The 24,736-nt window shown below is 74.0% G+C and carries 29 protein-coding genes; 13 read left to right on the plus strand and 16 right to left on the minus strand.

Annotated elements, in window-relative coordinates:
• The 4 genes from FHD63_RS01325 to FHD63_RS01340 all read right to left on the minus strand — a co-directional run bounded on the left by FHD63_RS01325 (position 1) and on the right by FHD63_RS01340 (position 3,626).
• The gene (locus tag FHD63_RS01325) at positions 1-903 is read right to left on the minus strand and encodes a mechanosensitive ion channel family protein (protein ID WP_139719479.1); all 903 of its coding nucleotides are present in this window, start codon (positions 901-903) and stop codon (positions 1-3) included.
• Entirely contained in the window at positions 900-2,285 is a 1,386-nt protein-coding gene (locus FHD63_RS01330) for a DUF2254 domain-containing protein (protein ID WP_139719481.1), read from the minus strand. Before FHD63_RS01330 ends, FHD63_RS01325 begins: the two co-directional genes overlap by 4 nt.
• A 20-nt stretch (positions 2,286-2,305) precedes the next feature.
• Complete coding sequence (locus FHD63_RS01335; protein ID WP_139719483.1) at positions 2,306-3,103, minus strand: crotonase/enoyl-CoA hydratase family protein; 798 nt, start codon at positions 3,101-3,103, stop codon at positions 2,306-2,308.
• An 82-nt stretch (positions 3,104-3,185) separates the two neighbouring features.
• A complete protein-coding gene (locus tag FHD63_RS01340) occupies positions 3,186-3,626 on the minus strand; it encodes an OsmC family peroxiredoxin (protein WP_139719485.1) in 441 nt (146 codons plus the stop codon).
• Positions 3,627-3,722: 96 nt separating this feature from the next.
• Here FHD63_RS01340 and FHD63_RS15875 point away from each other — a divergent pair, with 96 nt between their 5' ends.
• On the plus strand, positions 3,723-4,310 hold the full coding sequence (locus tag FHD63_RS15875) for a VOC family protein (protein ID WP_158296678.1): 588 nt from the start codon (positions 3,723-3,725) through the stop codon (positions 4,308-4,310).
• Positions 4,307-4,963 (plus strand): alpha/beta fold hydrolase, encoded by a 657-nt coding sequence (locus FHD63_RS01350; RefSeq protein WP_139719487.1) that lies wholly within the window; start codon positions 4,307-4,309, stop codon positions 4,961-4,963. The genes FHD63_RS15875 and FHD63_RS01350 overlap by 4 nt, the downstream gene beginning before the upstream one ends.
• Before the next feature lie 45 nt (positions 4,964-5,008).
• On the opposite strand, the gene FHD63_RS01355 is transcribed toward FHD63_RS01350, so the two are convergent.
• Entirely contained in the window at positions 5,009-5,890 is an 882-nt protein-coding gene (locus tag FHD63_RS01355; RefSeq protein ID WP_420853111.1) for a patatin-like phospholipase family protein, read from the minus strand.
• A 32-nt stretch (positions 5,891-5,922) separates the two neighbouring features.
• Between FHD63_RS01355 and FHD63_RS01360 the strand changes: the two genes are divergently transcribed.
• Complete coding sequence (locus tag FHD63_RS01360) at positions 5,923-6,285, plus strand: iron chaperone (protein WP_139719491.1); 363 nt, start codon at positions 5,923-5,925, stop codon at positions 6,283-6,285.
• 4 nt (positions 6,286-6,289) lie between these two features.
• On the opposite strand, the gene FHD63_RS01365 is transcribed toward FHD63_RS01360, so the two are convergent.
• The 5 genes from FHD63_RS01365 to FHD63_RS01385 form a co-directional block, all read right to left on the minus strand.
• A complete protein-coding gene (locus FHD63_RS01365) occupies positions 6,290-6,964 on the minus strand; it encodes a cation efflux transmembrane domain-containing protein (protein WP_139719493.1) in 675 nt (224 codons plus the stop codon).
• Positions 6,961-7,365, minus strand: coding sequence for an ArsR/SmtB family transcription factor (locus tag FHD63_RS01370; protein WP_420853112.1), 405 nt, complete (start codon positions 7,363-7,365; stop codon positions 6,961-6,963). Before FHD63_RS01370 ends, FHD63_RS01365 begins: the two co-directional genes overlap by 4 nt.
• An 18-nt stretch (positions 7,366-7,383) precedes the next feature.
• Positions 7,384-8,433, minus strand: a complete 1,050-nt coding sequence (locus FHD63_RS01375) for an ArsO family NAD(P)H-dependent flavin-containing monooxygenase (protein ID WP_139719495.1) — start codon at positions 8,431-8,433, stop codon at positions 7,384-7,386.
• A gap of 16 nt (positions 8,434-8,449) precedes the next feature.
• Positions 8,450-9,319, minus strand: coding sequence for a phosphatase PAP2 family protein (locus FHD63_RS01380; RefSeq protein WP_139719497.1), 870 nt, complete (start codon positions 9,317-9,319; stop codon positions 8,450-8,452).
• Between the two features lie 248 nt (positions 9,320-9,567).
• Positions 9,568-10,107 (minus strand): MOSC domain-containing protein, encoded by a 540-nt coding sequence (locus FHD63_RS01385; RefSeq protein WP_139719499.1) that lies wholly within the window; start codon positions 10,105-10,107, stop codon positions 9,568-9,570.
• A gap of 185 nt (positions 10,108-10,292) precedes the next feature.
• On the opposite strand from FHD63_RS01385, the gene pdxY reads away from it, so the two are divergent.
• Together pdxY and FHD63_RS01395 are read left to right on the plus strand one after the other, a co-directional pair.
• Positions 10,293-11,159 carry a pyridoxal kinase PdxY gene (gene pdxY, locus FHD63_RS01390; RefSeq protein ID WP_139719501.1) on the plus strand — a complete coding sequence of 289 codons (867 nt, stop codon included), beginning with the start codon at positions 10,293-10,295 and terminating at the stop codon, positions 11,157-11,159.
• Positions 11,160-11,187: 28 nt separating this feature from the next.
• Positions 11,188-11,496: a hypothetical protein gene (locus tag FHD63_RS01395; protein ID WP_139719503.1), complete on the plus strand. Its 309-nt coding sequence runs from the start codon at positions 11,188-11,190 to the stop codon at positions 11,494-11,496.
• 15 nt (positions 11,497-11,511) lie between these two features.
• Here the strand turns inward: FHD63_RS01395 and FHD63_RS01400 are convergent, their stop codons facing one another.
• Together FHD63_RS01400 and FHD63_RS01405 are read right to left on the minus strand one after the other, a co-directional pair.
• Positions 11,512-12,273: an isocitrate lyase/PEP mutase family protein gene (locus tag FHD63_RS01400; protein WP_139719505.1), complete on the minus strand. Its 762-nt coding sequence runs from the start codon at positions 12,271-12,273 to the stop codon at positions 11,512-11,514.
• The gene (locus FHD63_RS01405; RefSeq protein ID WP_139719507.1) at positions 12,270-12,962 is read right to left on the minus strand and encodes a MerR family transcriptional regulator; all 693 of its coding nucleotides are present in this window, start codon (positions 12,960-12,962) and stop codon (positions 12,270-12,272) included. Before FHD63_RS01405 ends, FHD63_RS01400 begins: the two co-directional genes overlap by 4 nt.
• A gap of 70 nt (positions 12,963-13,032) precedes the next feature.
• Here FHD63_RS01405 and FHD63_RS01410 point away from each other — a divergent pair, with 70 nt between their 5' ends.
• Entirely contained in the window at positions 13,033-13,665 is a 633-nt protein-coding gene (locus tag FHD63_RS01410; protein ID WP_139719509.1) for a DUF4188 domain-containing protein, read from the plus strand.
• On the opposite strand, the gene FHD63_RS01415 is transcribed toward FHD63_RS01410, so the two are convergent.
• Together FHD63_RS01415 and FHD63_RS01420 are read right to left on the minus strand one after the other, a co-directional pair.
• Positions 13,654-14,361 carry a sulfotransferase-like domain-containing protein gene (locus tag FHD63_RS01415; RefSeq protein WP_139719511.1) on the minus strand — a complete coding sequence of 236 codons (708 nt, stop codon included), beginning with the start codon at positions 14,359-14,361 and terminating at the stop codon, positions 13,654-13,656. The genes FHD63_RS01410 and FHD63_RS01415 overlap by 12 nt on opposite strands.
• Entirely contained in the window at positions 14,358-15,296 is a 939-nt protein-coding gene (locus FHD63_RS01420) for an aminotransferase class IV (protein WP_139719513.1), read from the minus strand. The genes FHD63_RS01415 and FHD63_RS01420 overlap by 4 nt, the downstream gene beginning before the upstream one ends.
• A 63-nt stretch (positions 15,297-15,359) precedes the next feature.
• On the opposite strand from FHD63_RS01420, the gene FHD63_RS01425 reads away from it, so the two are divergent.
• The 5 genes from FHD63_RS01425 to FHD63_RS01445 all read left to right on the plus strand — a co-directional run bounded on the left by FHD63_RS01425 (position 15,360) and on the right by FHD63_RS01445 (position 20,455).
• Complete coding sequence (locus tag FHD63_RS01425; RefSeq protein ID WP_139719515.1) at positions 15,360-16,070, plus strand: HAD family hydrolase; 711 nt, start codon at positions 15,360-15,362, stop codon at positions 16,068-16,070.
• Positions 16,071-16,232: 162 nt separating this feature from the next.
• Positions 16,233-18,167, plus strand: coding sequence for a molecular chaperone DnaK (gene dnaK, locus FHD63_RS01430; protein WP_139719517.1), 1,935 nt, complete (start codon positions 16,233-16,235; stop codon positions 18,165-18,167).
• Entirely contained in the window at positions 18,164-18,889 is a 726-nt protein-coding gene (locus FHD63_RS01435; RefSeq protein WP_139719519.1) for a nucleotide exchange factor GrpE, read from the plus strand. The genes dnaK and FHD63_RS01435 overlap by 4 nt, the downstream gene beginning before the upstream one ends.
• A 48-nt stretch (positions 18,890-18,937) precedes the next feature.
• Complete coding sequence (locus FHD63_RS01440) at positions 18,938-20,014, plus strand: DnaJ C-terminal domain-containing protein (protein WP_139719521.1); 1,077 nt, start codon at positions 18,938-18,940, stop codon at positions 20,012-20,014.
• Between the two features lie 3 nt (positions 20,015-20,017).
• Entirely contained in the window at positions 20,018-20,455 is a 438-nt protein-coding gene (locus FHD63_RS01445; protein WP_139719523.1) for a heat shock protein transcriptional repressor HspR, read from the plus strand.
• A 218-nt stretch (positions 20,456-20,673) separates the two neighbouring features.
• On the opposite strand, the gene FHD63_RS01450 is transcribed toward FHD63_RS01445, so the two are convergent.
• Entirely contained in the window at positions 20,674-21,621 is a 948-nt protein-coding gene (locus FHD63_RS01450; protein WP_174964881.1) for an ABC transporter permease, read from the minus strand.
• A complete protein-coding gene (locus FHD63_RS01455; protein WP_139719525.1) occupies positions 21,618-22,511 on the minus strand; it encodes an ABC transporter ATP-binding protein in 894 nt (297 codons plus the stop codon). The genes FHD63_RS01450 and FHD63_RS01455 overlap by 4 nt, the downstream gene beginning before the upstream one ends.
• 164 nt (positions 22,512-22,675) lie before the next feature.
• Between FHD63_RS01455 and FHD63_RS01460 the strand changes: the two genes are divergently transcribed.
• Positions 22,676-23,923: a sensor histidine kinase gene (locus FHD63_RS01460; protein ID WP_139719526.1), complete on the plus strand. Its 1,248-nt coding sequence runs from the start codon at positions 22,676-22,678 to the stop codon at positions 23,921-23,923.
• A 29-nt stretch (positions 23,924-23,952) separates the two neighbouring features.
• Entirely contained in the window at positions 23,953-24,609 is a 657-nt protein-coding gene (locus tag FHD63_RS01465) for a response regulator (protein WP_170215615.1), read from the plus strand.
• The last annotated feature ends 127 nt before the right edge of the window (positions 24,610-24,736 follow it).

Here is a 24,736-nt window from a genome sequence, read left to right on the forward strand (position 1 = left end):
TCAGGGTATGCCGCCTCCGTCACCGGTCGGGGGGCCGGAGCCCGGGCGCGGGGCGTCGGCACCCCGGGTCCCCTCCCACAGCTCGCGCAGCTGCGGGGTCACCCCGATCGTCGTGACGTCGGAGGACGTCTCGATCCCGGCGTCCCGGAAGGCGTGCAGCACCGCGCGGATGACCGCGTCGCGGGCCTCCTTGGTCTCCAGCTGACGGGCACCGGACCAGAAGCGCAGCTCCAGCTCGACGGTGCGGGTGCCGATGGTGGTGAAGAGCGCCTGGGGCAGCGGGTCGTCCAGCACGCCGGGCAGCTCGACCATGGCCCGCACCGCCACGGTCCGCACCTGCTCCAGGTCGTTGTCGTCGGCCAGCTCGACGGTGATCACCGACCGGACGGCCTCGAAGCCGGTCTGCACCGTCACGGGGTGGGAGTGCAGCGTGCCGTTGGGGACGAGCACGAGCCGGCCGTCGAAGGTGCGGATGGAGGTCGAGCTCAACCCCATCTGCACGACCGTCCCGGCGTGCTCGAGCACCGCGATCTGGTCCCCGACCCCGAAGCGGCCCCGCGCGAGGATGACGATCCCGGCGAACATGTTGCCCAGCACGGTCTGGAAGGCGATGCCGGCCGCGATGGAGATGACGCCGACGCCGCCGAGGATGTTCACCGGCCGCACGCTCGGGAAGAGGATGGTCAGCGCGGCGCCGACACCCAGCGCGACGACCAGCAGGCCGGTGAGCCGGCCGAAGACCCGTGCCGACTCCGCGCTGCGCCCGCGCCACGCCAGGGCCCGGGTGACGAGGACCCGCACGACCTGGCCGAGGAGGACCGCACCGACCAGCGTCGCGAGCGCCAGCCCGGCGCCGGTCCAGGTCACGGCCGGCAGCGCCAGCCCGGTGGCGGAGGCGGTCACGGCCCGACCCTGGTGAACGCCTTCTCGTCGTCGGCGCGGGCCCGCCGGACGATCTGCCGGGTCACCCGCTCCCAGTGGTCGAGCACCTCGGTGTACTCCGGCAGCGCGACCGGGCGCAGCCGCTCGAGGACGAAGAGCACCTGGCGCGGCACCTGCAGCGAGTCCTCGGCGTAGTGCAGCAGCTCCTCGAGCGCGAGGTCGATGACCTCCGCGACGCGCTGCGGCCGGTGCACCAGCCGGATGTGGCCCTCGCGCTCGACGACCGCCGGCAGGTCCCGCCGGGTGACGATGAGGCGCAGGATGCGGTGCAGCTCGTTGGTCACCTGGCTGGCCGTGGTCGGGTCGTTGATGCCGGGGCTGAGGGCCCGCTCGGCGATGTCGACGAGCTTGCGCACGCCCACCTCGGGGTCCTGGTCGAAGGACCGGTCCCGTTCCACGACGATCGCGCGGCGCACCACGCCGAGGTCGAAGCGGTCCGCCAGCTCCTGGTGCTCCTCGTCGTCGGCGCCGTTCATCACCATCCGGCGCTCCGGCAGCGCCAGCCCGTAGATCCACACCGCCGGCGCCCCCTCGGTGACGTAGCGCCCGACCGGGGTGAGGACCTGCACGACCGCGTCGTGCTCGGCCGCCCAGTCGACGAGCCGCCGGTAGCCGATCTCCACGACGTAGCCGTGCTCCACCGCCTCCAGCTGCAGCACCGGCGCCGACTCCGGTGGGTCCCACTCCCGGTCGGGGCGGCGGGCGGCCGGCTCGTCGGCGACCGGGTAGTAGCGGTCGATGACCGACATCGTGGAGCTGCCCAGGTGCGTGACGATCGAGGACACCTGGATAGAGGTGGTGATGTGCTGGATGAAGGCGAGGAAGGTGCCGACGCTGGCCAGCACCAGGAGGAAGCCGAGCGTGACCGAGATCTGCGGGACGAACGACGCCTCGCCGGAGGCGCCCTGCACCGAGCGCAGCACGGTGAGCGCGTAGGTGAACGTCGCCGCGAAGATGCCCAGCGTCGACTGGGTGATGCGGCTGGAGAGGAAGTCGTCCAGCACCCGGGGGCTGAACTGGCTGCTCGCGAGCTGCACCACGACCATGGTGATCGAGAAGACGAGGCCGGTCACCGAGATCATCGCCCCGGCGATGGTGCTGAGCATGCCGCGGGCGCCGTCCGCCCCGCCCTGGAAGACGAAGGGCAGGTGCTCGTCGACGCTCTGCTCCCACTCCGGCAGCACCGCGCCGACGACGGTGGCGACGACGACGAAGGTCATCGGCAGCACCCAGAACGGTCGCCACACCCGGCTCCACCGTGACGTCCGGCGGATCTGCGGCAGGACACCGAGGTCGTCGCCGTCGCTGCGCGCGTCGTCCCGGGCAGGGGAGGGGTCGGTCATGGTGCGTCAGTGTCGCAGGGTCACCGGGTGGGCGCGCGCCGGCCGGGGAGGTCACCCCGGGCGCTGCGGACGGCGAGGCGGCGCAGCAGCGGGACCTGGGCACGACGCTCCCGCGCGAAGGTGGCGCGGGGCCCAGAGGTCCAGGTATGCCGGAACAGCCGCTTGGCGGCCGCCAGCGCCTGGGGGTCGTGCTCGAGCATGGGGGCGATGAGCTCGTGCGCGAGCGCGACCGGGTCGGCCCCGACCCGGGTGGCCAGGCCGAGCTCCCCGGCCTCGGCGCCGGGCACGAGACGCCCGGTGAGGGTGAGCTCCTGGGCGACGTCGAGGCCGACCAGCTCGGCCAGCGAGCGCGTCCCGGTCATGTCCGGGACCAGCCCCCACCGCACCTCCCGGACCGACCACGACGCGTCGGGGGTGGTGGTGCGCAGGTCGGCGCCCAGCGCCAGCTGGATGCCCGCGCCCAGGCAGTGGCCGTGCACGGCCGCGACCACGGGCACCGGCAGCCGGCGCCACACCCAGCAGGCCTCCTGGAAGACGTTGGTGCCGCGCCACGGCCGCGGCACGAAGCGGTGCCCGATGCCGACCGGGTCGCGCAGCGCCGCGCGCAGGTCCAGCCCGGCGCAGAAGGCGTCCCCCTCCCCGCGCAGCACGACGGCCCGGACGGCGTCGTCGCGGCCGAGCGCCCGCGCGGTGCGGACCAGCTCGTCGAGCATCGGCAGCGTGAGGGCGTTGAGCTTGTCCGGACGGTCCAGGACGACGTGCGCGACGCCGTCGGGGCGCCGGGAGACCCGGACGTGCGGGGTGGGCGGTGACGGCATACCCGCGAGCATCGCAGAAAGACGCCGGCCGGGGCGTCCACGTGGACGCCCCGGCCGGCAGTGCTCCGGGTCCGCGGGAGGCTCAGGCCTCCAGCGCGGCGTCCAGGGTGATCTCGACGCCGGTGAGGGCCTTGCTCACGGGGCAGGTGGCCTTGGCGTCCTCGGCGGCCTTGACGAAGGCCTCCTCGTCCAGGCTGTCCACCTCGCCGCGCACGGTGAGGGCGATGCCGGTCAGCTTGAAGCCGCCGGCCGGGTCCTCGCCCAGCGAGACGTCCGCCTTCACCTCGAGGGCCCGCGGGGTGCCGCCGGCCTCGGCGAGCAGGTTCGACAGCTGCATCGCGTAGCAGGAGGAGTGGGCGGCGGCGATGAGCTCCTCGGGGGAGGTCGTGCCGCCCGCGTCCTCGGCGGCGCGCTTCGGGAAGGACACGTCGTAGGTGCCGATCTTGGAGCTGCTGAGCTCGACCTTGCCGGAGCCGTCCTGCAGGGAGCCGGTCCAGTCGGTTCGTGCGGTGCGCGTGGGCATACGTGATCCTTTCGTCGGCGGTGCTGTCCCCCCCGTCAACCGGGAGCGCGGTCGCCGCATTCCGTGCGGGCCGCCCGCACCTGACACCATGGGGCCATGCTGGCGGTGACCATGGTGACGATCGACTGCGACGACCCGCAGGCCTTGGCGGAGTTCTGGGGCCAGGCCCTGCAGACCGAGGTCGCTGCCGACTGGGGCGACTTCGTCGTCCTGGCCGGCTCGCCGGCCATCGGGCTGCAACGGGTCGAGAGCGTCTCGCCCGGCAAGAACCGCCTGCACCTCGACCTCTCCGGGGGAGACCGGGCGCCCGAGGTGGCGCGCCTCGTCGAGCTGGGGGCCGACGTGGTGCGGACGCACGACGTGGACGGCTTCGGCTGGACGGTCATGGTCGACCCCGCGGGCAACGAGTTCTGCGTGAGCGATCCGCAGGGCGGGGGCGAGGAGGTCGAGCCGCGCACCGAGGGCGAGGGCGACCGCGACTTCGACTCGGCGCCCGAGGTCGAGCTCGGGCGGGACGACTGCAGCGACCCGGAGGACGGGGACGCGGGGGGTGAGGACCACCAGGCCTCCCAGGGCGAGGGTGCGGACGGCCGCGAGGCCTCCCAGGACGAGGGTGCGGACGGCCACGAGGCCGACCAGGACGACGGCGTGCCGCCGGGCGTCGAGGACGAGGGCGGCCGGTGAGCGAGGGCGAGGCCGCGGCGGCCACCCCGCTCGTCCTGCTGCACGGCGTCGGCCAGGCGCCGATGGCGTGGGAGGACGTCGTCGTCCCCCTCTACGGCAGCCGTCGGCTCCTCACCCCCTGGGTGCCCGGGCTCCGCCCGACCGAGACCCAGCTGCTCGGGCTGACCGACGCGGCGGCGGCGCTGGACCAGCAGCTCATGCTCGAGGGCATGCAGCAGGTCGACGTGTGCGGCGTGTCCTACGGCGCCATGGTCGCCACCCGGCTGGCGGCCGACTTCCCCGAGCGGGTGCGCCGGCTCGTGCTCGTCGCCGGGCAGGTGCGACCGCCCCGGCTGGCGATGCGGGCGCAGTCGGCGGCGCTGCGGCTGGTGCCGGCCTCGCGGCTGGCCGACTCCGGGGTGTCCAAGGAGCGCCTGCTCCAGGCGCTGGAGGTGACCCGGTCGGCCGACCTCACCGAGGCCCTCGGACGGGTCCAGGCGCAGACCCTGGTGCTCGTCGGCGGCAAGGACAAGGTCAACCAGCCGGGCTCCCGGGCGCTGGCGGACGGCATACCCTCCGCGCGGCTGCGGATCGTCGACGGCGCCGGGCACGCGCTCAACGAGGAGGCGCCCGAGGCGCTCGTCGGGCTGCTGCGCGACTTCCTCGACGCCTGACCGCCCCGGCCACCACGGCTGCGCCCGCACCCCCTCGCGGGTCGGTCAGGTCAGGCCGAGGAAGGCGCGGACGGCGGGCATCTCGTGGCGCGCCTGCGCCAGGCCCGCCTCGTGGCTGGCCCGCAGCCTCTCCACGTCGCGCTCGCCGTTGCCCACCGGCATGCGATCGGGCACGAAGAGGTAGGCCGCGCCGCTCGCCTCGAGGTCGAACAGCTCCTCGCGCACCGCGTTGTAGCGCGCCGGGCGTGCCGCCAGCGCCTCCGGGATCGCGGGGTAGCGGCGGAAGTGGCGCCGGAGGTACCAGTCGCCGCGCTGCCCGCTCTTGCGGTAGCCCCGCTCCTGCGTGAGCACGACGAGGAACTTCTCGTAGCCGTCGGCGCGGGCGGCGTCCAGCGCGATGCCCGCCGAGCCCCCCAGCGCCCCGTCGACGTAGACCCGTCCGTCGATCCTCACCGGAGGCATGACCACCGGCATGGTCGAGGACGCCCGGACGCGGACCATGAGGTCGCGCAGCGTCATGAGGTCCTCGCGTCCCCACCACACCTGCTCCCCGGCCACGGCGTCGAAGGCACCGATCCGCACCTGCGCGGGGTCGGCCGCGAAGGTCCCCCAGTCGAAGGGCAGCGCCTGGTCGGGCAGGGAGGTCTCCTCGTAGATGTACTGCGCGTTGAACCACCCCTGCCCGCGGGCGAAGGACCGCCAGTCGCCGAAGCGCGGGTCCGAGGCGAAGTCGGTGAAGCTGTGCCGCGCCCGCCACGGGTCGTGGCTGACGTAGTTGCACGTGTTGCTCGCGCCCGCCGAGATCCCGCCCACCCACGGCAGGTGCACCCCGGCCTCGAGCAGGGCGACCACCATGCCCGAGGTGTAGGACGCCCGCATGCCCCCGCCCTCGAAGATCAGGGCGGTGTCGGTCACGGTCGGGGCCACGCACCCGAGCATAGGAGGGCTACTGTGGCTCCATGGGCCAGGGCGAGGCCGTCACGGCATACCTGGACTCGCTGCCGCCGACCGCGCGTGAGCGGGTGGAGCTCGTCCGCGCGCGGGTCCACGCCACGGCGGAGGGGCTGGAGGAGAAGATCTCCTACGGCATCCTCACCTTCACCCTCGACGGGCGGACGGTCTGCTACACCGCGGGGTATGCCCGGCACGTGGCGGTCTACCCGTTGCCCGACGTGTCGGCCGACCCCGTGCTGGCCGAGCGGATGGCGCCCTACGTCTCCGGCCGGGGGACGCTGAAGTTCCCGCACGCCGCCGAGCTGCCGCTGGACCTCGTGGGGGACGTCGCGGCCGCTCACCTCGCGCGGCTGCGCTCCCCGGGGTGAGGCGTCAGCAGTCGCACGCCCCCGAGTCGCAGCCGCACCCGCCGCCGCCGGGGGCGCAGCAGCCCTTGCCCTGCCAGGCCTGCACCCCCTCGCGCAGCGCGACGCCGGCGATGACGAGGCCGGCGACCGGGTCGGCCCACGACCAGCCGAGGGTGGCGTTGAGCAGCAGGCCGAGGAGCAGTACCGCGGAGAGGTAGGTGCACAGCAGGGTCTGGGTGCCGTCCGCGACGACGGCGTTCGACCCCAGCGCGCGGCCGGTGCGGCGCTGCGCCCAGGACAGGACGGGCATGACGGCGAGGGAGACGAGCGCGAGGACGATGCCCACCGTCGAGGTCTCCGCCTCGCGCCCCACGACGAGCGCGCGGGCCGACTCGACGGACACGAGGGCCGCGAGCGCGAAGAAGGCGAGGGCCATGAGCCGCAGCGCCGTCCGCTCGCGCTCCTGGGGGAGGTGGTGGCTGAACTGCCAGAGCACGACGAGCCCGCTGCTGACCTCCACCACCGAGTCGAGGCCGAAGCCGAGCAGGGCCACCGACCCGGCGACCAGGCCCGCGGCGATCGCGACGACGGCCTCGAGGACGTTGTAGACCACGGAGGTCAGCGCCAGCGCCCGGGCCCGGCGACGCAGCCGCCGGGTGCGTCCGGCGGCGTCCGGGGTCTGCAGGTGCAGGGCGCTCATCGGGTGGTCGCCGCCCCGGTGTCGGGGCAGAGGACGACCGCGTCCCCGGTCGCGGCCAGCAGCTGCTCGGCCGTGGCGAACAGCGCCGTGACGAGCGAGGGCTCGGTGACCCTGAAGACGGAGGAACGGCCCACCGGGCGCGAGGTGACCAGACCGCAGTCGCGCAGGCAGGCCAGGTGGCCGGAGACGGTCGACTGGGCCAGCCCCAGGTGCTCGGTCAGCCGGCGCACGTTGTGCTCGCCGAGGAGCAGGTGCCGCAGGATCGCCACCCGGGAGGAGTCGGCCAGGCCGTGGAAGAGGCAGGCCGCGGCCAGCGCCGCGTCCGGCTCGGCCCGACCGTCGACCGGGCCGGCCGGCGCCTCCGTCAGGACGGGATCGACCTTCGCCTCTGTCATCGCCATGCGGCGATGATAGATGCCTCAGGCGGTGGTGGCGAGACCTGCCCCGACCTCCGCCGCCGCCTGCCGCGCCCACTGCCCGACCCCGATGAGGGTGGCCGATGCCGCACCGCACCAGTCGCCGTAGCCGAGGAGGAACAGCCCGGGCACGCCCGGCACGGCGGGACCGCCCTCGGTGACGACCCGCCCCTCGCGGCGCGGGACGTCCAGCCCGCGGAGCCAGGACAGCTCGGGCCGGAAGCCGGTGCACCACACGACGGCGTCGAGCTCGTGCTCGGTCCCGTCCGCGGCCACGGCACCGTCGGGGGTGAGGCGGGCGATCATCGGCGTGGCGACGAGCTCACCGGCGTCCCGGGCCCGGCGCACCGGGGGCACCGCCACGATGTCGCCCAGGCTGCCGACCCCCTCGCCCTCCCCGCGCAGGCTGGCCGAGGCCACCCGGAAGAGCTCGCGGCCGTCCACCTCGTCCGGCAGGTAGCGCGGCGACCCGAGCGTGGCCCAGGTCACCTCCGCCACGGGTAGCAGGTCGGCGGCGACCTGCGCGCCGGAGTTGGCCCCACCCACGACGAGGACGCGCCGGCCCGCGAAGGGGGCGGGGCCGGCATACCTCGCGCTGTGCACCTGGTCGCCGCGGAACCGGTCGATCCCCGGCACGGCGGGGACGAACGGCCGGCTCCACGTGCCCGTCGCACCCACGACGGCGCGCGCCCGCCACGTGCCGTGGTCGCTGTCGAGGACGAAGGTGCCGTCCTGGCGGGTGACCGAGCGGACGTGCACCGGTCGGCGGACCGGCAGGTCGTACCTCTGCTCGTAGGCGGCGAGGTAGTCGACGACGTGCGGGGCGTCGGGGTTCTCCGCCCCGTCGGTCGGGGGCATCCGCCAGCCCGGCAGCGAGGAGTAGGCCGCCGGCGAGAAGAGCCGCAGCGAGGGCCAGGTGTGCCGCCAGGCCCCGCCGGGCGCCTCGGCGGCGTCGAGGACGACGTGCTGGACGCCCTGTCGGCGCAGGTAGAAGGAGGCCGCCAGGCCGGCCTGGCCTCCGCCCACGACGACGGCAGGCAGGACGTCGGTCACGGGGCGGGGTGTGTGGCTACGGGACGAGCTCGGGGTCGCGCCGGTGGCTGCGGCGGCTCGGGACCGGCGGCGTCGACGGCACGCCGTGCCGGGTGCTGGGCGTCGCGTGCGGAGCGGTGGCCGCCGGCGTGCGCGTGGGGGCCGTGGCCGGTCCGGCCGGCGCGGCGGCGACCTCGGACGGGTGCGGGTGGGCGGGGGCCGTCTCGAGCTGGCGCCAGAGGGTCGCGGTCCGACGCCGCTCCATCCACTGGTCGGCGTCGATGATGGCGCGCAGCACGACCGCGCCCACGAGCATGCCGCCGATCAGGTCGGAGGGCCAGTGGTAGCCGAGGTAGTAGGCGACCCCGATGGAGTTGACCACGATGAGCCCCATCGCCCACGCGAGACGGCGCACGACCCGGGTGTCGGGGTGGGAGTAGACCACGATGAGGTAGGCCGCGGCGCCGTAGATGAGGATGGCCTCGGAGGCGTGCCCCGAGGGGTAGCTGATGCCGTACCAGCCGTGCTCCACCGCCCCGCCGTTGAAGAAGCGCCCGGAGACGTCGTCGGCCTTGGGGGAGGTGCGGGCCAGGACGACCTTGAGGCCGCCGACCACGGCGTAGAAGCCGATCTCGGCGGCGGCGGCGACGAGGATGGGTCGCCAGGTGCGGTGCTTCCACGCGAGGACGAAGGCCACGGCGAGCAGGACCGGGAGGCAGACCGCCTGGCCGGCGACCGCGTTGGGCACCTGGTCGAGGAAGTCGGTCCACCGGGGCGTGAGGTCGTCGGACCAGAAGCCGTGCAGCGAGCGGTCCACCTGCCGCAGCGGGCCCGCGACCAGCGCCGTCACCAGCACCAGGGCACCGATGAGCACCGGCAGGCTGGTGAGACGACGGAGGGTCAGCATGATGTCCTACGGTAGGGAGGGAGTCTGGGACGAGCCTGAGGTATGCCCCGTTGCACCTCGGCTGACCCTTCATTTTAGCGAAGGGTCTCCGGGCCTGCAGGTCGAAACGCCCGGCCTGCCGGACTGTGCGCGCCGCTGGCCCCGGGAGGGCCACGACCGCACACGGGCTGGGCCGGTCAGGGTGGGTGAGGGCCCGGTCGTGCGCGGTGGTGGCCCCTGGAGGGCCAAGACCGCACGCGGTGCAGCGGCTACACGGGCGTCAGCGCCATCAGCGGGCCGTCCGGTGCCGTGACCCTGATGTGGTCGCCCGGCCGCACCGTGCCGCCGCGGGTGACGACGGCCATGACGCCGGTGAGCCGCTCCACCGCGCCGTCGCCGTGCCGGCGCAGCACCTGCCGGAGCAGCCCGGGCTGGAAGTCGTCGATCTGGTAGCACGGGTTGCGCAGCCCGGTGACCTCCACCTCCGCCTCGCCCAGCGCGAGCCGGGCTCCCCGGGACAGCCCGAGCAGGTCGATGCCGGTGGTCGTGACGTTCTCCCCCAGGTCGCCGGGGTGCACGGTGTGGCCGAGCCCGGCCAGGTCGTCGAGGAGCTCGGCGTGGAGGAGGTGCACCTGGCGCAGGTTCGGTGAGGTCGGGTCCTTCGCCACGCGCGACCGGTGCTGGACCGTGGTGCCGGCGTGCGCGTCGCCCCGCACGCCATACCCCTCGACGAGCCCGATCTCGGCGACCGGTCCCTTGCTGAACTCGTGGACGGGGCTGAGCTGCACGGCGAGCACGCGGGACGGCATACCCGCATTCTGCCGTCCCAGCGCCACGCCGGTGTCGACCGGCCCAGCCACGCACGTGCGCACCTGGGCCGGGACGGACGGGCGTGTCGCCGGGACCGGGGGCCGGCGGGCGGCGGGCCGGCGCGGCATACCCCTGGTCGTGCCCGCGCTGCGGTCCCGGGTGCGGAGGTGCCATCATCGGGAGAATGCGTTTCCTCTCCATCCAGAGCCACGTCGCCTACGGCCACGTCGGCAACTCGGCCGCCGTCTTCCCGCTGCAGCGTCTCGGGCACGAGGTGTGGCCGGTGCTGACGGTCAACTTCTCCAACCACACGGGGTACGGCGCGTGGGGCGGCCCGCTCATCGCGGCCGACGACGTGCGCGCCGTCGTCGCCGGCATCGAGGACCGGGGCGTGCTCGGCACCGCCGACGGGGTGCTCTCGGGCTACCTCGGCGGCGAGGAGATCGTCGACGTCGTGGTCGACGCGGTGGCCCGGGTCAAGGCGGCCAACCCCGACGCCACCTACACCTGCGACCCGGTCATGGGCAACGCCACCTCGGGCTGCTTCGTGGCGCCGACCATCCCGCCGCTGATCCGCGAGCGGGTGCTGCCGCACGCCGACATCATCACGCCCAACCAGTTCGAGCTCGGCTACATGACCCACACCGAGCCGGACAGCCTGGAGTCGACGCTGGAGTCGGCCGACCGGGCCCGCGAGCTCGGGCCGCGCACCGTGCTGGTCACCAGCGTGCTGCGCCCGGAGCGCGAGCCGCAGCCCGACGGCGGCGAGACCATCGAGATGCTGGCCGTCGACGACGAGGGGGCCTGGCTGGTGGCGACCCCGCGGCTGCCGATCAAGGCCAACGGCTCGGGCGACGTCACGAGCGCGCTCTTCACCGCGCACTACCGGGAGACCGGGTCGGCCGCGACCGCCCTGGAGCGGACGGCGGCCAGCGTCCTCGAGCTGCTCCAGGTGACCATCGACTCCGGCGAGCGCGAGCTGCGGCTGGTGCAGGCGCAGGAGGCCTTCGTGGCCCCTGGGCGGGCGTTCACCGCCACCCAGGTGCGCTGAGGCCCGGACCGACCGAAGGAGGCGCCGGATGGCGACACCGCCGAAGGGTGTGCAGGAGGCGGCGCAGCGGGCGCTGCGCTGGATCGAGGACGGCAAGGCCGGGAAGAACTTCACCGACACCGGCCGCACGCGGGCGAAGCAGTTGGCCGACGGCGACGACGTCAGCGAGGAGGTGCTCAAGAAGATGCGCGCCTACTTCCGCCGGCACGAGGCGGACAAGGACGCCGAGGGGTTCACGAACGGCGGCGACGGCTTCCCGTCCCCGGGCCGCGTGGCCTGGGACGCCTGGGGCGGTGACCCCGGCCAGCGCTGGGCCGAGAGCGAGCTGGACGACTGACCCGGGTCCCGACGCTCAGCGCCAGGGGGTGACGAGCTCGGTGACCTTGTCGGTGAGCGCCTTCTGCAGCAGCGGGCCGAACGTGATGCGCTGGACGCCGAGCGAGCGCAGCTGCTCGAACGAGCCGGAGGGCGCGCCGTCGACGGGGTGCGCGGTGACGTTCACCGGCCCCGACAGGCCGTAGAGCAGGGCGCGCAGGGTGTCGGCGTCCGGGACCCGCACGGGGTAGACGCACCGTGCACCGGCGTCCTCGCACGCCCGCAGGCGGGTGAGCGCCTCGGCCAGCGGGTCGTCGTACGTCACGACCTGGCCCATGAAGGCGTCGGTGCGGGCGTTGACCACCAGCTCCACCCCGGCCTCGTCCGCGGCCGCGCGCAGGGCACCGATGTAGTCGGCGTGCTCGCGGACCTCGCGCAGGCGGCCCTGGCTGTGCACCGTGTCCTCGATGTTGATGCCGGCCACGCCCGCCTCGAGGGCCCGCTCGACCAGCTCGGCGGCGGGGGTGTCGTAGCCGGACTCCAGGTCGGCGGTGACCGGCACGTCGACGGCCGCGGTGATGCGGCGTATGCCGTCCAGCGCGTCGTCCAGGCTCATGCCCTCGTTGTCCTGCTGGCCCCGGGAGTCGGCCAGGGGGTGGCTGCCCACGCTGAGCGCGGGGAAGCCGGCGTCCACGACGGCGTGGGCGGACCACACGTCCCAGACGGTCGGCAGCACGAGGGTCTGGCCGGTGTGGTGCAGACGGAGGAGCTCGGAGGCGTGGCGGGCGACGTCGGTCATGGCCCGAGCATGCCAGACCGCACGGACGGGGTGCCGCTGACGGCCACGTGCTGCTGGGCGAGGCGGCGCAGCGCCGCGAGCACGGGGTCGATGAGCACGGTGCCCAGCACGACGTGGCGCACCGCCGCCTGGGGCGAGGTCCGGGGCACCGACTCGACGTCGGTGCGGCCGATCTGCTCGACGGCGTCGGCGTACCGCGTCATCCGCTCCTCGTCCACGCCCAGCCCCGCCCGGTCGCAGGCGGCCCACGCGGCCTCGAGCTGGTCGAGGACCGGGTCGCCCGGGTGCACCTGCCAGCCGCGGCCCGCGACGAACCGACGTGCGCGGTCGCCGACCGTGCCGGGGTCCTCGTCGGACGGTGCGGTGCTCGGGTCCGGTCGGGGGTCGGCCCCCGGCCCTCCCTCGGCCCCGGTCACCGCGGGCAGCGAGCGCTGCGCGGCGGCCATGACGTCCACCGCGGAGAGGTCGGGCTCCTCGATCGCGGCGAGCACCCGCCGGACCGACGCCAGGCTCAGCCCGCCGACCTCGGTCAGGGCGCGGACCAGCGTGAGCCGCTCGACGTGCGTGGCGTCATACCTCGCCTGGGTGCGGGACACTGTCTCGCCGGGGTGGAGCAGCCGCTCGCGCAGGTAGTACTTGACCGTCGCCACCGGCACCCCGGTCGCCGCGGACAGGTCGGAGATCCGCATACATCACCTCTTGACACTGGAGAGTAGCACTATCCAGTATGGGTAGTGACACTCTCCAGAGGAGCCTGACATGCCCGCACCCCAGACGCACGCCCACGACGGCGAGCTCGTCGTCTTCCACATCGGCATGACGATCCGCAAGGCCCACCGGCCCGACCTGTGGCTGCCGGTCGTCCGGGCGATGCCGCGCATGCTCACCGAGCTGGCCCGCAACACGGAGGCGGCCGCGCGCGGGGAGGCTGAGGACCTGGGCTTCCTCGGGGCCACCACGCTCGTCGGCGCCCGCGGGCCGTGGGTGGTGCAGTACTGGCGGTCGGTCGACCACCTCTACGCCTACGCCCGCGCGGCCGACCACGCCCAGCTGCCGGCCTGGCGTGCCTTCAACCGGGTGGCCCGACGGCACCCGGGCGCCGTCGGCATCTGGCACGAGACGTATGCCGTGCCCGCGGGCGGGGTGGAGACCCTCTACGTCGGCGGCGCCGGCACCGGGCTGGCGGCCGCGACCGGCGCCGTCCCCGCGACCCGGCGTGGCACGGACGCGCGCGAGCGGCTGACCTCCGGGCCGCTGCCTGCACCGGTGGCACCCGCCCCGGCGGAGCGCCGGCCGGTGCTGTGCGCGCTCGTGGCCCCTGGAGGGCGACCAGCGCGCACGGTCTCAGGGGTAGCTGGCAGCCGGTGGACGGTCCGCGGCTCAGGGCCGTAGGGCACGCTCCCGCAGCGCCTCGTAGGCCGGGCGGCAGGCCTCGGCCACGGCGGCGTCGTGGTCGCTCAGCTGCACCTCGCGCGGCCGGTAGGCGGTGAAGCCGGTCGAGGCGACGACGGCGTCGTACCAGTGCGGCGCCCACACCCCGTCGGAGTCCCGCGGCCCGGCCGGCCAGGAGAGCATCCGGTCGGTGAAGTCGATGCCGAGCCAGTCGCACAGCCAGCGCAGGTAGGCCTCCGGGTCCCGCAGGAAGTCGGCCGCGTCGATGACCGGAGGCGAGCCCAGCAGGTCGGAGAGGGTGAGCTGCTGCAGCAGGCCGATGTCCTCGGGCCGGCAGGCCTCGCGGGAGCGGACGTAGGAGGCCACCACCTCGGCGGGGTCGCGGACGAGCAGGACGTGGCGCACCTCCCGGGCCCAGGTCAGGTCGTCGCCGTCGAGGTAGTGGTGGGTCATCTGCTTGGAGTAGGACACGGCCGCGTCGGTCGGGGCCAGCAGCGCCCGGGCCACCTCCGCCGGGTCCGTGGGCTGGGAGGCGATGACCTCCTCGCGCGCCGGGTGATCGATCCCCGTGCGGTGCAGGTATGCCGCGTAGAAGGGCTCGTCGAAGACCTCGCTGTCCGGGCGGTTCTCCCAGGCCCGCATCATCGCGGTCGAGATGTTGCGCGGCCCGGACCACATCGCGAGCCGGACGGTCATGGCGCGCTCCGGCGGGCGGCGTCGGCGGCGACGTGCTCGGCGTACCAGCCCTGGAGCCGTTCCACGACCGGTCCCCGCGCGCCGGTCCCGATGGTCCGCCCGTCCACCGAGCGCACCGGCACGACGCCGGCGAAGGTGCCGGTGACGAAGGCCTCCTGCGCGCTGTAGACGTCGGTGAGGCTGAAGGTCCGCTCGTGCGCGGGCAGGCCGCGGTCGCGGCACACGCGCAGGACGTTGCCGCGGGTGATGCCGGCGAGGCAGAAGCGGCCGTCGCTGGTCCACACCTCCGGCTCCTCCGGGGTGCCCTTGACGACGAAGAAGTGGGTGCTGTTGCAGGTCGCCACGAAGCCGTGCGGGTCGAGCATGAGCGCCTCGTCGGCACCGGCGGTGTAGGCCTGGATGCAGGCGGTGATGTCGTTGAGCTTGCTGTGCGCGTTGAGCTTGGGGTCCAGCGTGTCCGGCGTGGCGCGGCGCACGTGGGTGGTGAACAGGGTGATCCCCTCGCGCACCGTGGCCGGCAGCGGCTCCTTGTGCTCGGGGATGATGACGACGGTGGGCGGGCCGATGGTCACCCGGGGGTCCTGGTAGGGCGTCGACTTCACCCCGCGCGACACCATGAGGCGGAGATGCACGCCGTCGCGCATGTCGTTGGCCCGCAGCACCTCGTGGACCGCCGCGGTGAGCTCCTCCCGGGTCATCCCGAGGTCGAGCATGATGGCCGTCGCCCCCTCGGACAGCCGGTCGAGGTGCTGCTCCCAGAAGACCGGCTGGCCGTCGTGGACGCGCACGCCCTCCCACACGCCGTCGCCGAGGACGAAGCCGGAGTCGAAGACCGACACCACCGCCTCGGCCCGCGGCTTCAGCTCGCCGTTGACCCAGATGAGGATCTGCTCGTTGCGGGGGTCGTCGCCGTGGTCGTGGGTTCCGTGGGGCACCCGGCCAGCCTAGGGGTAGACGACGGCGCGGCGAGGAGGTCCGCCATCGGGTAGACAGGAGGGATGACTCCGACACGCGACACCGTCCTGCTGGACGTCGACGGCACCCTGGCCGACTCGACCTACCACCACGCCCTGGCGTGGGCGCGGGCGTTCGCGCGCTTCGACCTCACCCCGCCGCTGTGGCGGGTGCACCGGGCGATCGGCATGGGTGGGGACAAGCTCATCGCCGTGGTGACCGACGACGACGTGGAGGACCGGGTCGGTGACGACCTGCGGGACACCTGGGAGCAGGAGTACTCGCGCCTCCTCGACGAGGTCGTGCTGCTGGACGGGGCCCGTGACCTCGTGCTGTCGCTGCACGGGCGCGGGCTGCGGGTGGCCCTGGCCTCCTCGGGCAAGAAGCGGTTCACCGACCACGTCATCGAGCTGCTCGACCTGCCCGACGGGGTGCTGAGCACCGTCACCACCTCCGAGGACGCCGAGCAGTCCAAGCCGGCGCCGGACATCCTCGGCGTCGCCCTGCGGCGGGCGGGGGGTGAGCGCGCGATCCTCGTCGGCGACACGTCGTACGACGTGGCCTCCGCCGCCCGGATGGACGCGCCGTGCGTCGTGGTGCGCTCCGGTGGCTTCGGGGTGCAGGAGCTGCGGGACGCCGGGGCCGTCCTCGTCGTCGACGGCCCTCGTGACCTGGTCGACGCCGACTGGGACGCGCTGTGCCGGGCCGAGCCGCCCGAGGGCTCGGACGACCCGCAGGAGCCGTTGCCGCACTGACCCGCGCCGGGAATGTTCCTGCCCGCCACGAGGTTGAGCCTGGTGAACTCAACTTGACTGAGCCTCGGTTTGACAAGACGCCAGGCCGCTCCGCAGAGTTGAGCGCAGACGTGTCAACCGCGGCGCGCAACGAACGCCACGACATACCAAGGAGAGCAGTTCATGGGACGTGCAGTCGGTATCGACCTGGGCACCACCAACTCGGCTGTGGCCGTGCTGACCGGTGGCGAGCCGGAGATCATCGCCAACGCCGAGGGTGGGCGCACCACCCCGTCGGTCGTCAGCTTCGCCAAGAACGGTGAGGTGCTCGTCGGTGAGGTGGCCAAGCGCCAGGCCGTCACCAACGTCGACCGGACCGTCCGCTCCGTCAAGCGCCACATGGGCACCGACTGGAGCACCACCATCGACGACAAGAAGTACACCCCGCAGGAGATCAGCGCCCGCACGCTGATGAAGCTCAAGCGGGACGCCGAGTCCTACCTCGGCGAGGACGTCACGGACGCGGTCATCACCGTGCCCGCCTACTTCGACGACGCCGAGCGGCAGGCCACCAAGGACGCCGGCGAGATCGCCGGCCTCAACGTCCTGCGCATCGTCAACGAGCCGACCGCCGCGGCGCTCGCCTACGGGCTCGACAAGGGCAAGGAGGACGAGCTCATCCTCGTCTTCGACCTCGGTGGCGGCACCTTCGACGTGTCCCTGCTCGAGGTGGGCAAGGACGCCGACGACGGCTTCGCGACGATCCAGGTCAAGGCCACCCACGGCGACAACAAGCTCGGTGGTGACGACTGGGACCAGCGCATCATCGACCACCTGGTCACCACGGTGAAGAACCAGTCCGGCGTGGACCTGGGCAACGACAAGATCGCGCTGCAGCGGCTCAAGGACGCCGCCGAGCAGGCCAAGAAGGAGCTGAGCTCGGGCTCCAGCACCTCGATCAACCTGCAGTACCTCTCCATGGGCGAGAACGGTCCGATCCACCTGGACGAGACCCTCACCCGGGCGCAGTTCGAGCAGATGACCTCCGACCTCCTCGACCGGGTCAAGCAGCCCTTCGAGCAGGTCATCAAGGACGCCGGCATCGACGTCGGCCAGATCGACCACGTCGTCCTCGTGGGTGGCTCCACCCGCATGCCGGCCGTCGTCGACACCGTCAAGAAGATGACCGGCGGCAAGGAGCCCAACAAGGGCGTCAACCCGGACGAGGTCGTCGCCGTCGGCGCGGCCCTGCAGGCCGGTGTCCTCAAGGGCGACCGCAAGGACGTGCTGCTCATCGATGTCACCCCGCTGTCGCTGGGCATCGAGACCCAGGGCGGGATCATGACCAAGCTCATCGAGCGCAACACGGCGATCCCCACCAAGCGCAGCGAGGTCTTCACCACGGCCAGCGACAACCAGCCGTCGGTGGGCATCCAGGTCTACCAGGGTGAGCGGGAGATCGCCGCGCACAACAAGCTGCTCGGCAACTTCGAGCTCACCGGCATCGCCCCGGCCCCCCGTGGCGTGCCGCAGATCGAGGTCACCTTCGACATCGACGCCAACGGCATCGTGCACGTGTCCGCCAAGGACCGCGGCACCGGCAAGGAGCAGTCGATGACGATCTCCGGCGGCTCGGCGCTGCCGAAGGACGAGATCGAGCGGATGATCAAGGACGCCGAGGCGCACGCCGAGGAGGACAAGGCGCGGCGCGAGGAGACCGAGACCCGCAACAGCGCGGAGCAGCTCGTCTACTCGACCGAGAAGTTCCTCTCCGACTCCGGCGAGCAGGTGCCGGCCGACGCCCGCGGCCCGGTCGACACCGCGCTCGGCGACCTCAAGGACGCCCTCAAGGCCGACAGCGGTGCCAGCCTGGACGACATCAAGGCCAAGATGGAGACCCTCTCCACCGAGAGCCAGAAGATGGGGTCGGCGATGTATGCCGCGCAGGCCGAGTCCGGTGAGGGCGCGGGCGCCGGTGCCGGCTTCCCGGGTGGCGAGGGCTTCCCGGGCGGTGCCGCCGGAGGCGCCGACGCCGGCCAGCAGGGCCAGTCGACGTCCGACGAGGACGTGGTGGACGCCGAGGTCGTCGACGACGACGAGGACAAGGACACCAAGTGACCGACCAGCCGCAGGGCAACCCCGGCCCGGGCGCTCCCGAGGAGGAGCGCCCGGGCTCGGGCCCGGTCATCCGGGACAAGCGCCGCATCGACCCCGAGACGGGCAGGGTGCGGCAGAGCACGGAGGGTGCAGACGCTGTGAGCGACCAGAGCGAGGCGCAGGCCGACACCGGCCGGGCGCCGGAGGAGCAGGGCACGACCGGGCCGGAGGAGCAGGTGCCGCTGGCCACGCCGGAGACCGACGGCGTGCCGGAGGCGGTCGACGACACCCACCCGGACACCCGGCTGGCGGCCGAGCGGCTCGAGGAGATGCGCCGCATGCAGGCGGAGTTCGTCAACTTCCGCAACCGCACCCAGCGGGAGCGGGAGGGCGACCGGGGCCGGGCGACCGGCGCCGTCGTCGAGGCGCTGCTGCCGGTGCTGGACGACGTGCACTCCGCGCGGGAGCACGGCGACATCACCGAGGGCAGCCCGTTCGCGGCGATCGCCGACAAGCTGGAGCAGGCCCTGGGCCGCTTCGGGGTCGAGCGGGTCGGCGCGGTCGGTGACGTCTTCGACCCCACCGTCCACGAGGCGCTCATGCACCTGCCCGCGGACCGCTCCCCGGTGGAGCTGCCCGAGGGCACGACGGAGATGACCGTGGTGCAGGTCATGCAGCCCGGCTTCAAGGTCGGCGACCAGGTCGTGCGCGCCGCGCGCGTCGCGGTCGCGGACCCGGGCTGAGCGGCATACCTGGAGCAGAATGAGCACGGCAGGAGGAGGTGAGCACCGATGGTGAACCAGGACTGGTTCGACAAGGACTTCTACGCGATCCTCGGCGTCAGCAAGGACGTCGACGCCAAGGAGCTGAAGAAGACCTACCGCAAGCTGGCGCGCCAGCACCACCCGGACAGCAACCCGGGCGACGCGGCGGCCGAGCAGCGGTTCAAGGACATCGGTGAGGCCTACGCGGTGCTCTCCGACCCCGAGCAGCGCCAGCAGTACGACGCCGTGCGCGCCATGGGCGGCGGCGCCCGCTTCACCGCGGGCGCCGGCGGCCCGGGCGGTGCCGGCGGCGGGTTCGAGGACGTCTTCGCGCAGATGTTCGGCGGTGCGGGCGGCGCGCAGAACGTGCGCTTCGGCACCGGCGGGGGCGGCGGCATCGACCTCGAGGACCTGCTCGGCGCGTTCGGCGGGGGCGGCGGCTTCCAGCCCGGCGGCGGTGCCGGCCAGGGCTTCCCGGGCGGCTTCCAGCCCGGTGGGGGCCAGGGCTTCCCCGGGGGCTTCTCCGGGCGCGGTTACGGCGGAGGTATGCCGAGGGGCCAGGACGTGGAGGCGTCCACCACGCTCGACTTCCGGTCGGCGGCGGTGGGCGACACCGTCACCCTGTCCAAGCCCGACGGCGGGCGGATCACCACCCGCATCCCCGCCGGCGTCAAGGACGGCCAGCGGATCCGCCTCAAGGGCAAGGGCATGCCCGCGCCGATGCAGGGCGGCGAGGCCGGTGACATGTACCTCAAGGTCACCGTCACCCCGCACCCCGTCTTCGGCCGCGACGGCGACCACCTCACCGTCGACCTGCCGGTCACCTTCTCGGAGGCGGCGCTCGGGGCGACCGTGCAGGTCCCGACCCTCGACGGCAGCACCGTCAAGGTCAAGGTCGCGCCCGGGACGCCGTCCGGGCGGGTGCTGCGGGTCAAGGGCCGCGGCATCCACACGAGGAAGGGCACCGGCGACCTGCTCGCGAAGGTGCAGGTCGTCGTCCCGCAACGGCTGTCCGACGAGGCCCGGCAGGCCGTCGAGGCGCTGCGCGCCGAGGAGGACGGCAGCGACCCGAGGGCGGACCTCATCCGGCGGGCGCAGGGCTGACCGATGGTCGACCGCGACACGCCCGTCTACGTCATCTCGGTCGCCGCCGAGCTGGCCGGGATGCACGCCCAGACGCTGCGGCAGTACGACCGGCTCGGCCTGGTCACGCCGTCGCGCACCCGGGGCGGGGGCCGTCGCTACTCCTCGCGCGACGTCGACCGGCTGCGGGAGGTGCAGCGCCTCTCCGGTGAGGGGGTGAGCCTGGCCGGCATCCAGCGGATCATGGAGCTGGAGGTGCAGGTCGAGGCGCTGCGCGACCGGGTCGCCCAGCTCCTGGCCGACAACGAGCGGCTGCGCGAGCGGGCCGCCCAGGGAGGGCGCGTCTTCGCCGCGGACCTGACCGGCGAGGTCGTCGCCGTGCGGGCCGGCCAGCGGCCGCAGGGCCGGCCCTCCAGCACGGCGCTGGCGCTCTGGCGTCCCCGCGGCTGGCCCACCGACTGAGCCCGAGGGCCTCCGGCGCGGTGGCGGGATCCTGCCCGGTGCCGCAGCGCTGTGCCGTGGGCCCGCCGGTGCCGCGCCACGACACGGCAGCATCTCTGGTCCCACGAGCACCACGATGCGGGGATGTGCCCAGCAGCCGGGGACATACCCCGTGCAGAGGGCGACATCCCCGCAGGATGTGGCCGAGGTGACGCCTGCGCCACCTGGTGCCTCAACGCCTACTTCACCTCGCGGCGTGCGACCCGCCACAGCCCGAGGGCCAGCGGGACGAGCACCCACCAGACCGACGTCACGCCGAACTGCGCCCACTGCTCCCCGGTCGGGGCCGCGTCGAGCGTCGTGAGCGGCAGCGAGGCGACGTTCTGGTCGATCCACGCGGCCCGGTCCTGCACCCACCCCACGGTCATGGAGACGACGTTCATCAGCACGGGCAGCACGAAGAAGGCGGCGATGGCCAGCGGCACGTTGAGGAACAGCGCACCGAAGGCCACGCCCATGAGCACGTAGGCCAGCTGCAGCACGACGATCCCGCCGTAGACGTGCCCGGGCAGGCTCAGGTCCACGTCGCTCCCGGCCAGGCCCGCCGACGCGAGGTGCGCCAGGACGGCCAGGCCGACGGTCACCGCGACCACCGCGAGGCCCAGCAGCAGCGCCGCCAGCGACTTGGCGGTCATGACCCGCAGCCGCCGCGGCTCCTGGGTGAAGGTCACCAGCGCCGTGCGCTGGCTCCACTCCGAGGCGGCGGTGAGGATCCCCAGCACGGGCAGCAGCACGCCCTGGGGCAGCACCGCGGTGAGCAGGAGCGTGGAGTAGGCGGCGCCGTTCTCCCGGCCGAACCACATGACCAGCCCCATCGCCAGCGCGGTCAGCGCGACGATGACGATGAGCAGCCACCGCCCGGCGCGGGTGTCCACGGTCTTGCGCAGCTCGGTGCGCAGGAGGCGGGAGAACGGCAGCGCGCCGCCGGTGAGCTCGGGGGCCTCACCGTCTCGCCGGTATGCCGTCCGCCCGCCGCCGCGCGACGCGTCGGCCCGGCCTGCGTCGGACCCGCTCGTGCCGCCGGGGTGGGTCGTGGTCGGGGTCGCGTTGTCCATGGTGCCGTCCTGGTCGTCGAGGGGGCTGCGGGTCGCCGTCGGCGCCTGCGGGTGGCTCGTCGGGCCGGTCACGCCGCCACCTCCCGCGCGTCGTCGGAGGTCAGCGTGAGGAACATCTCCTCCAGGCCGCCCCCGGAGGAGCCCAGGCTGGTGAGGACCAGGCTGTGCCGCAGCGCCAGCTCGCCGACCTCGGCGGTCTGCGCGGCGACCGCGAGCGTGCCGTCGGGGCGCGGGGTGTGCTCGAGGCCGGACTGCTCGACCGCCGCCCGCAGCGCCGCCCGGTCGGTGGCGTCGACGACGACGCCGGCCGCGGACAGCAGCTCCTCCTTCGTGCCCTGGGCGACGATGCGGCCGCGGCCGATGAGCACCAGGTCGTCGGCGATGATCTCCACCTCGGAGAGCAGGTGCGAGCTGAGCAGCACGGTGCCGCCGTCCCGGGCGTAGTCGCGCAGCAGCCCGCGCATCCAGTGGATGCCGCCCGGGTCGAGCCCGTTGGCCGGTTCGTCGAGGATGAGCACCCGGGGGTCGCCGACCAGGGCCGCTCCCAGGCCGAGCCGCTGCCGCATACCGAGGCTGTAGTTGCCGACGCGACGCTCGGCCTCGCGGGAGGTGAGGCCGACCCGCTCCAGCGTCGCGTCGACCTGGCCACGTCCCGCGCCGACGAGGATGGCGGCCAGGGTGAGGACCTCGCGGCCCGTGCGCCCGGCGTGCTGTGCGCTGGCGTCGAGCATGACGCCGACGTGCCGGGTGGGGTTGGGCAGGGCGGCGTAGGGGCGGCCCAGGATCCGCGCGCTGCCCGAGGTCGCCGGGGTCAGCCCGCACATCATCCGCATCGCGGTCGACTTGCCCGCGCCGTTGGGGCCCAGGAAGCCGGTGACCCGACCCGGACGTGCGGTGAAGCTGATGTCGTCGACGGCCGTGAAGGCGCCGTATCTCTTGGTGAGGTTCTCGATCTCGATCATGGCTCCACCCTCGGTGACACGCCCACCCCGCCGCATCGGCCCACGGTCGGTCGTCGGTGGGCCCATGGTCGCCCTTCCCGCGGCCCCGACCCCGACGAAAGTCGTAGAGAGGCACGACCGACGGCCGAGGCGGGCCGCCCGGCGCCCGCCTACGCTGCTGCGGTATGACGTCCGCGCGCCCGGTCCCGGGCCCCCCGCCCCTGCGCTGGTGGGGCCACGCCTGGCGGGTCCTGGTGGTGTGGGTCACCGGGCTGCTCATCCTCACCGTCACCTTCGCGAGCTCGCCGGCCGGCTCGCAGGAGCTGGGCAGCTACCCGGCCCGGGTCGACGCGCTGCTGGTGGCGGACCTGGTCGTCGGTCACCTGGCGGTGGCCCTGGTCCTGTGGCGGCGACGGTTCCCGGTCACGGTCGCGGTGCTGACGAGCGCGGCCCTCGTGGTCTCCTCCCTCGCGGTCCCGGCCTCCCTCCTCGCGGCGCTGTCCCTGGCCAGTCGCCGACGGTGGCGACCCCTGCTGGCGGTCGGCACCGTCAACGTCGGCGCGGGCATCTTCTACGAGCTCGTGGTCGCGCGCCAGCTCGGCATGGAGACGCTGTCCGAGATCCCCTCGCCGTGGTACGCAGGCCTCATCGCGGGGCTCAGCGTCCTGCTGTTCGCCCTCGTGTCCCTCATCGGGTGGAACATCGGCGGCCGACGCCAGCTCGTGGAGAGCTGGCGGACCCAGGCGGAGACGGCCCACCGGGAGCAGGCCGCGCGGGTCGCGCAGGCCCGCACCGCCGAGCGCGCCCGGATCGCCCGGGAGATGCACGACGTCATGGGGCACCGGCTCTCCCTCGTCGCGATGCACGCCGGGGCGCTCGCCCACCGTCCGGACCTGACCGAGGCCGAGCGGGTGCAGAGCGCCGAGATCGTCCGCGACGGTGCGCACCAGGCCCTGCAGGAGCTGCGCGAGGTCCTGGGGGTCCTGCGCGGGGAGGACGACGCCGACGCGGCGTCCGGGGCCGTGGCGCCCCAGCCCACCCTGACCGACCTGCCCTCGCTGGCGGCGGAGGTGACGACGGGCGGCCACCCCGTCGACCTCACCGCCTCCCCTGACCTGTGGGACCGCAGCGTCACCCTCTCCGACCGGGTCGGGCGCCACGCCTACCGCGTCGTCCAGGAGGCCCTGACCAACGCGCGCAAGCACGCCCCGGGGGCCGCCGTCGAGGTGGACCTGTCCGGGGACGAGTCGACCGGGCTGAGCCTGGAGGTCCGCAACGTCGTCCCGCGCCCAGCGGCCGAGGACCCCGGGGCGCCCGGTCGGGGTCTCACCGGTATGCAGGAGCGCGTCACCCTCGTCGGCGGCACCTTCGAGGCCGGCGGCGGGCCGGGGGTCTTCGTCGTGCGAGTCTGGTTGCCGTGGGAGACCAGGTGACGGCGGGGGCGTCCCGCCCCCGGGTGGTGATGATCGACGACGACCCGCTGGTGCGGGCCGGCCTGCGGATGCTGCTGGGCGGGCCCGACGGTGTCGACGTCGTCGCCGAGGGGGAGGACGGCGACCAGGCGGTCGAGCTGGTCGGACGGCACCGGCCCGACGTGCTCGTCATCGACGTCCGGATGGCGCGCACGGACGGGGTGAGCGCCACCCGGGAGGTGCTCGCGGCCTACCCCGACGTGCAGGTGCTCATCCTCACCACCTTCGACGCCGACGCGCTCGTGCTGGAGGCGCTGCGGGCGGGGGCGCGCGGGTTCGTGCTCAAGGACACCCCGCCGGCCCAGCTGGTCGCCGCCGTCCACGAGGTCGCGTCGGGTGACCACGCCCTCTCGCCGTCGGTCGCCGCCCTGCTCGTCCGGGAGGTCTCGGGGGCCCCGGCAGCCGCGGGTGGGGAGCGCGCCGGGCGGGCCAGGTCGGCGCTCGCGCACCTGACCGAGCGGGAGCGCGAGGTCGCCCGGGCGGTCGCCCGGGGCGGCTCCAACGCCGAGATCTCCCGGGAGCTCTTCCTGTCGGTGCCGACGGTGAAGGCGCACGTCAGCAGCGTCCTGGCCAAGCTCGGCCTCGCGAACCGGGTGCAGATCGCCCTGCTGGTGCACGACGCGCAGGACGGCGACACCGGGCGCTGAGCCGCCCCGTCGGGTCTCCCCGCCGCGCCCCGCGCTCACCCGCCGGACCGACCGCACCACCGCCCCGGACCGCGACGGGCCGCCACCCTTCCGCACGACCCGGCGGTCGCGGCGCGGCATACCCTGA

Origin of the sequence: Serinicoccus chungangensis (assembly GCF_006337125.1) — a bacterium.
Classification (GTDB): domain Bacteria; phylum Actinomycetota; class Actinomycetes; order Actinomycetales; family Dermatophilaceae; genus Ornithinicoccus; species Ornithinicoccus chungangensis.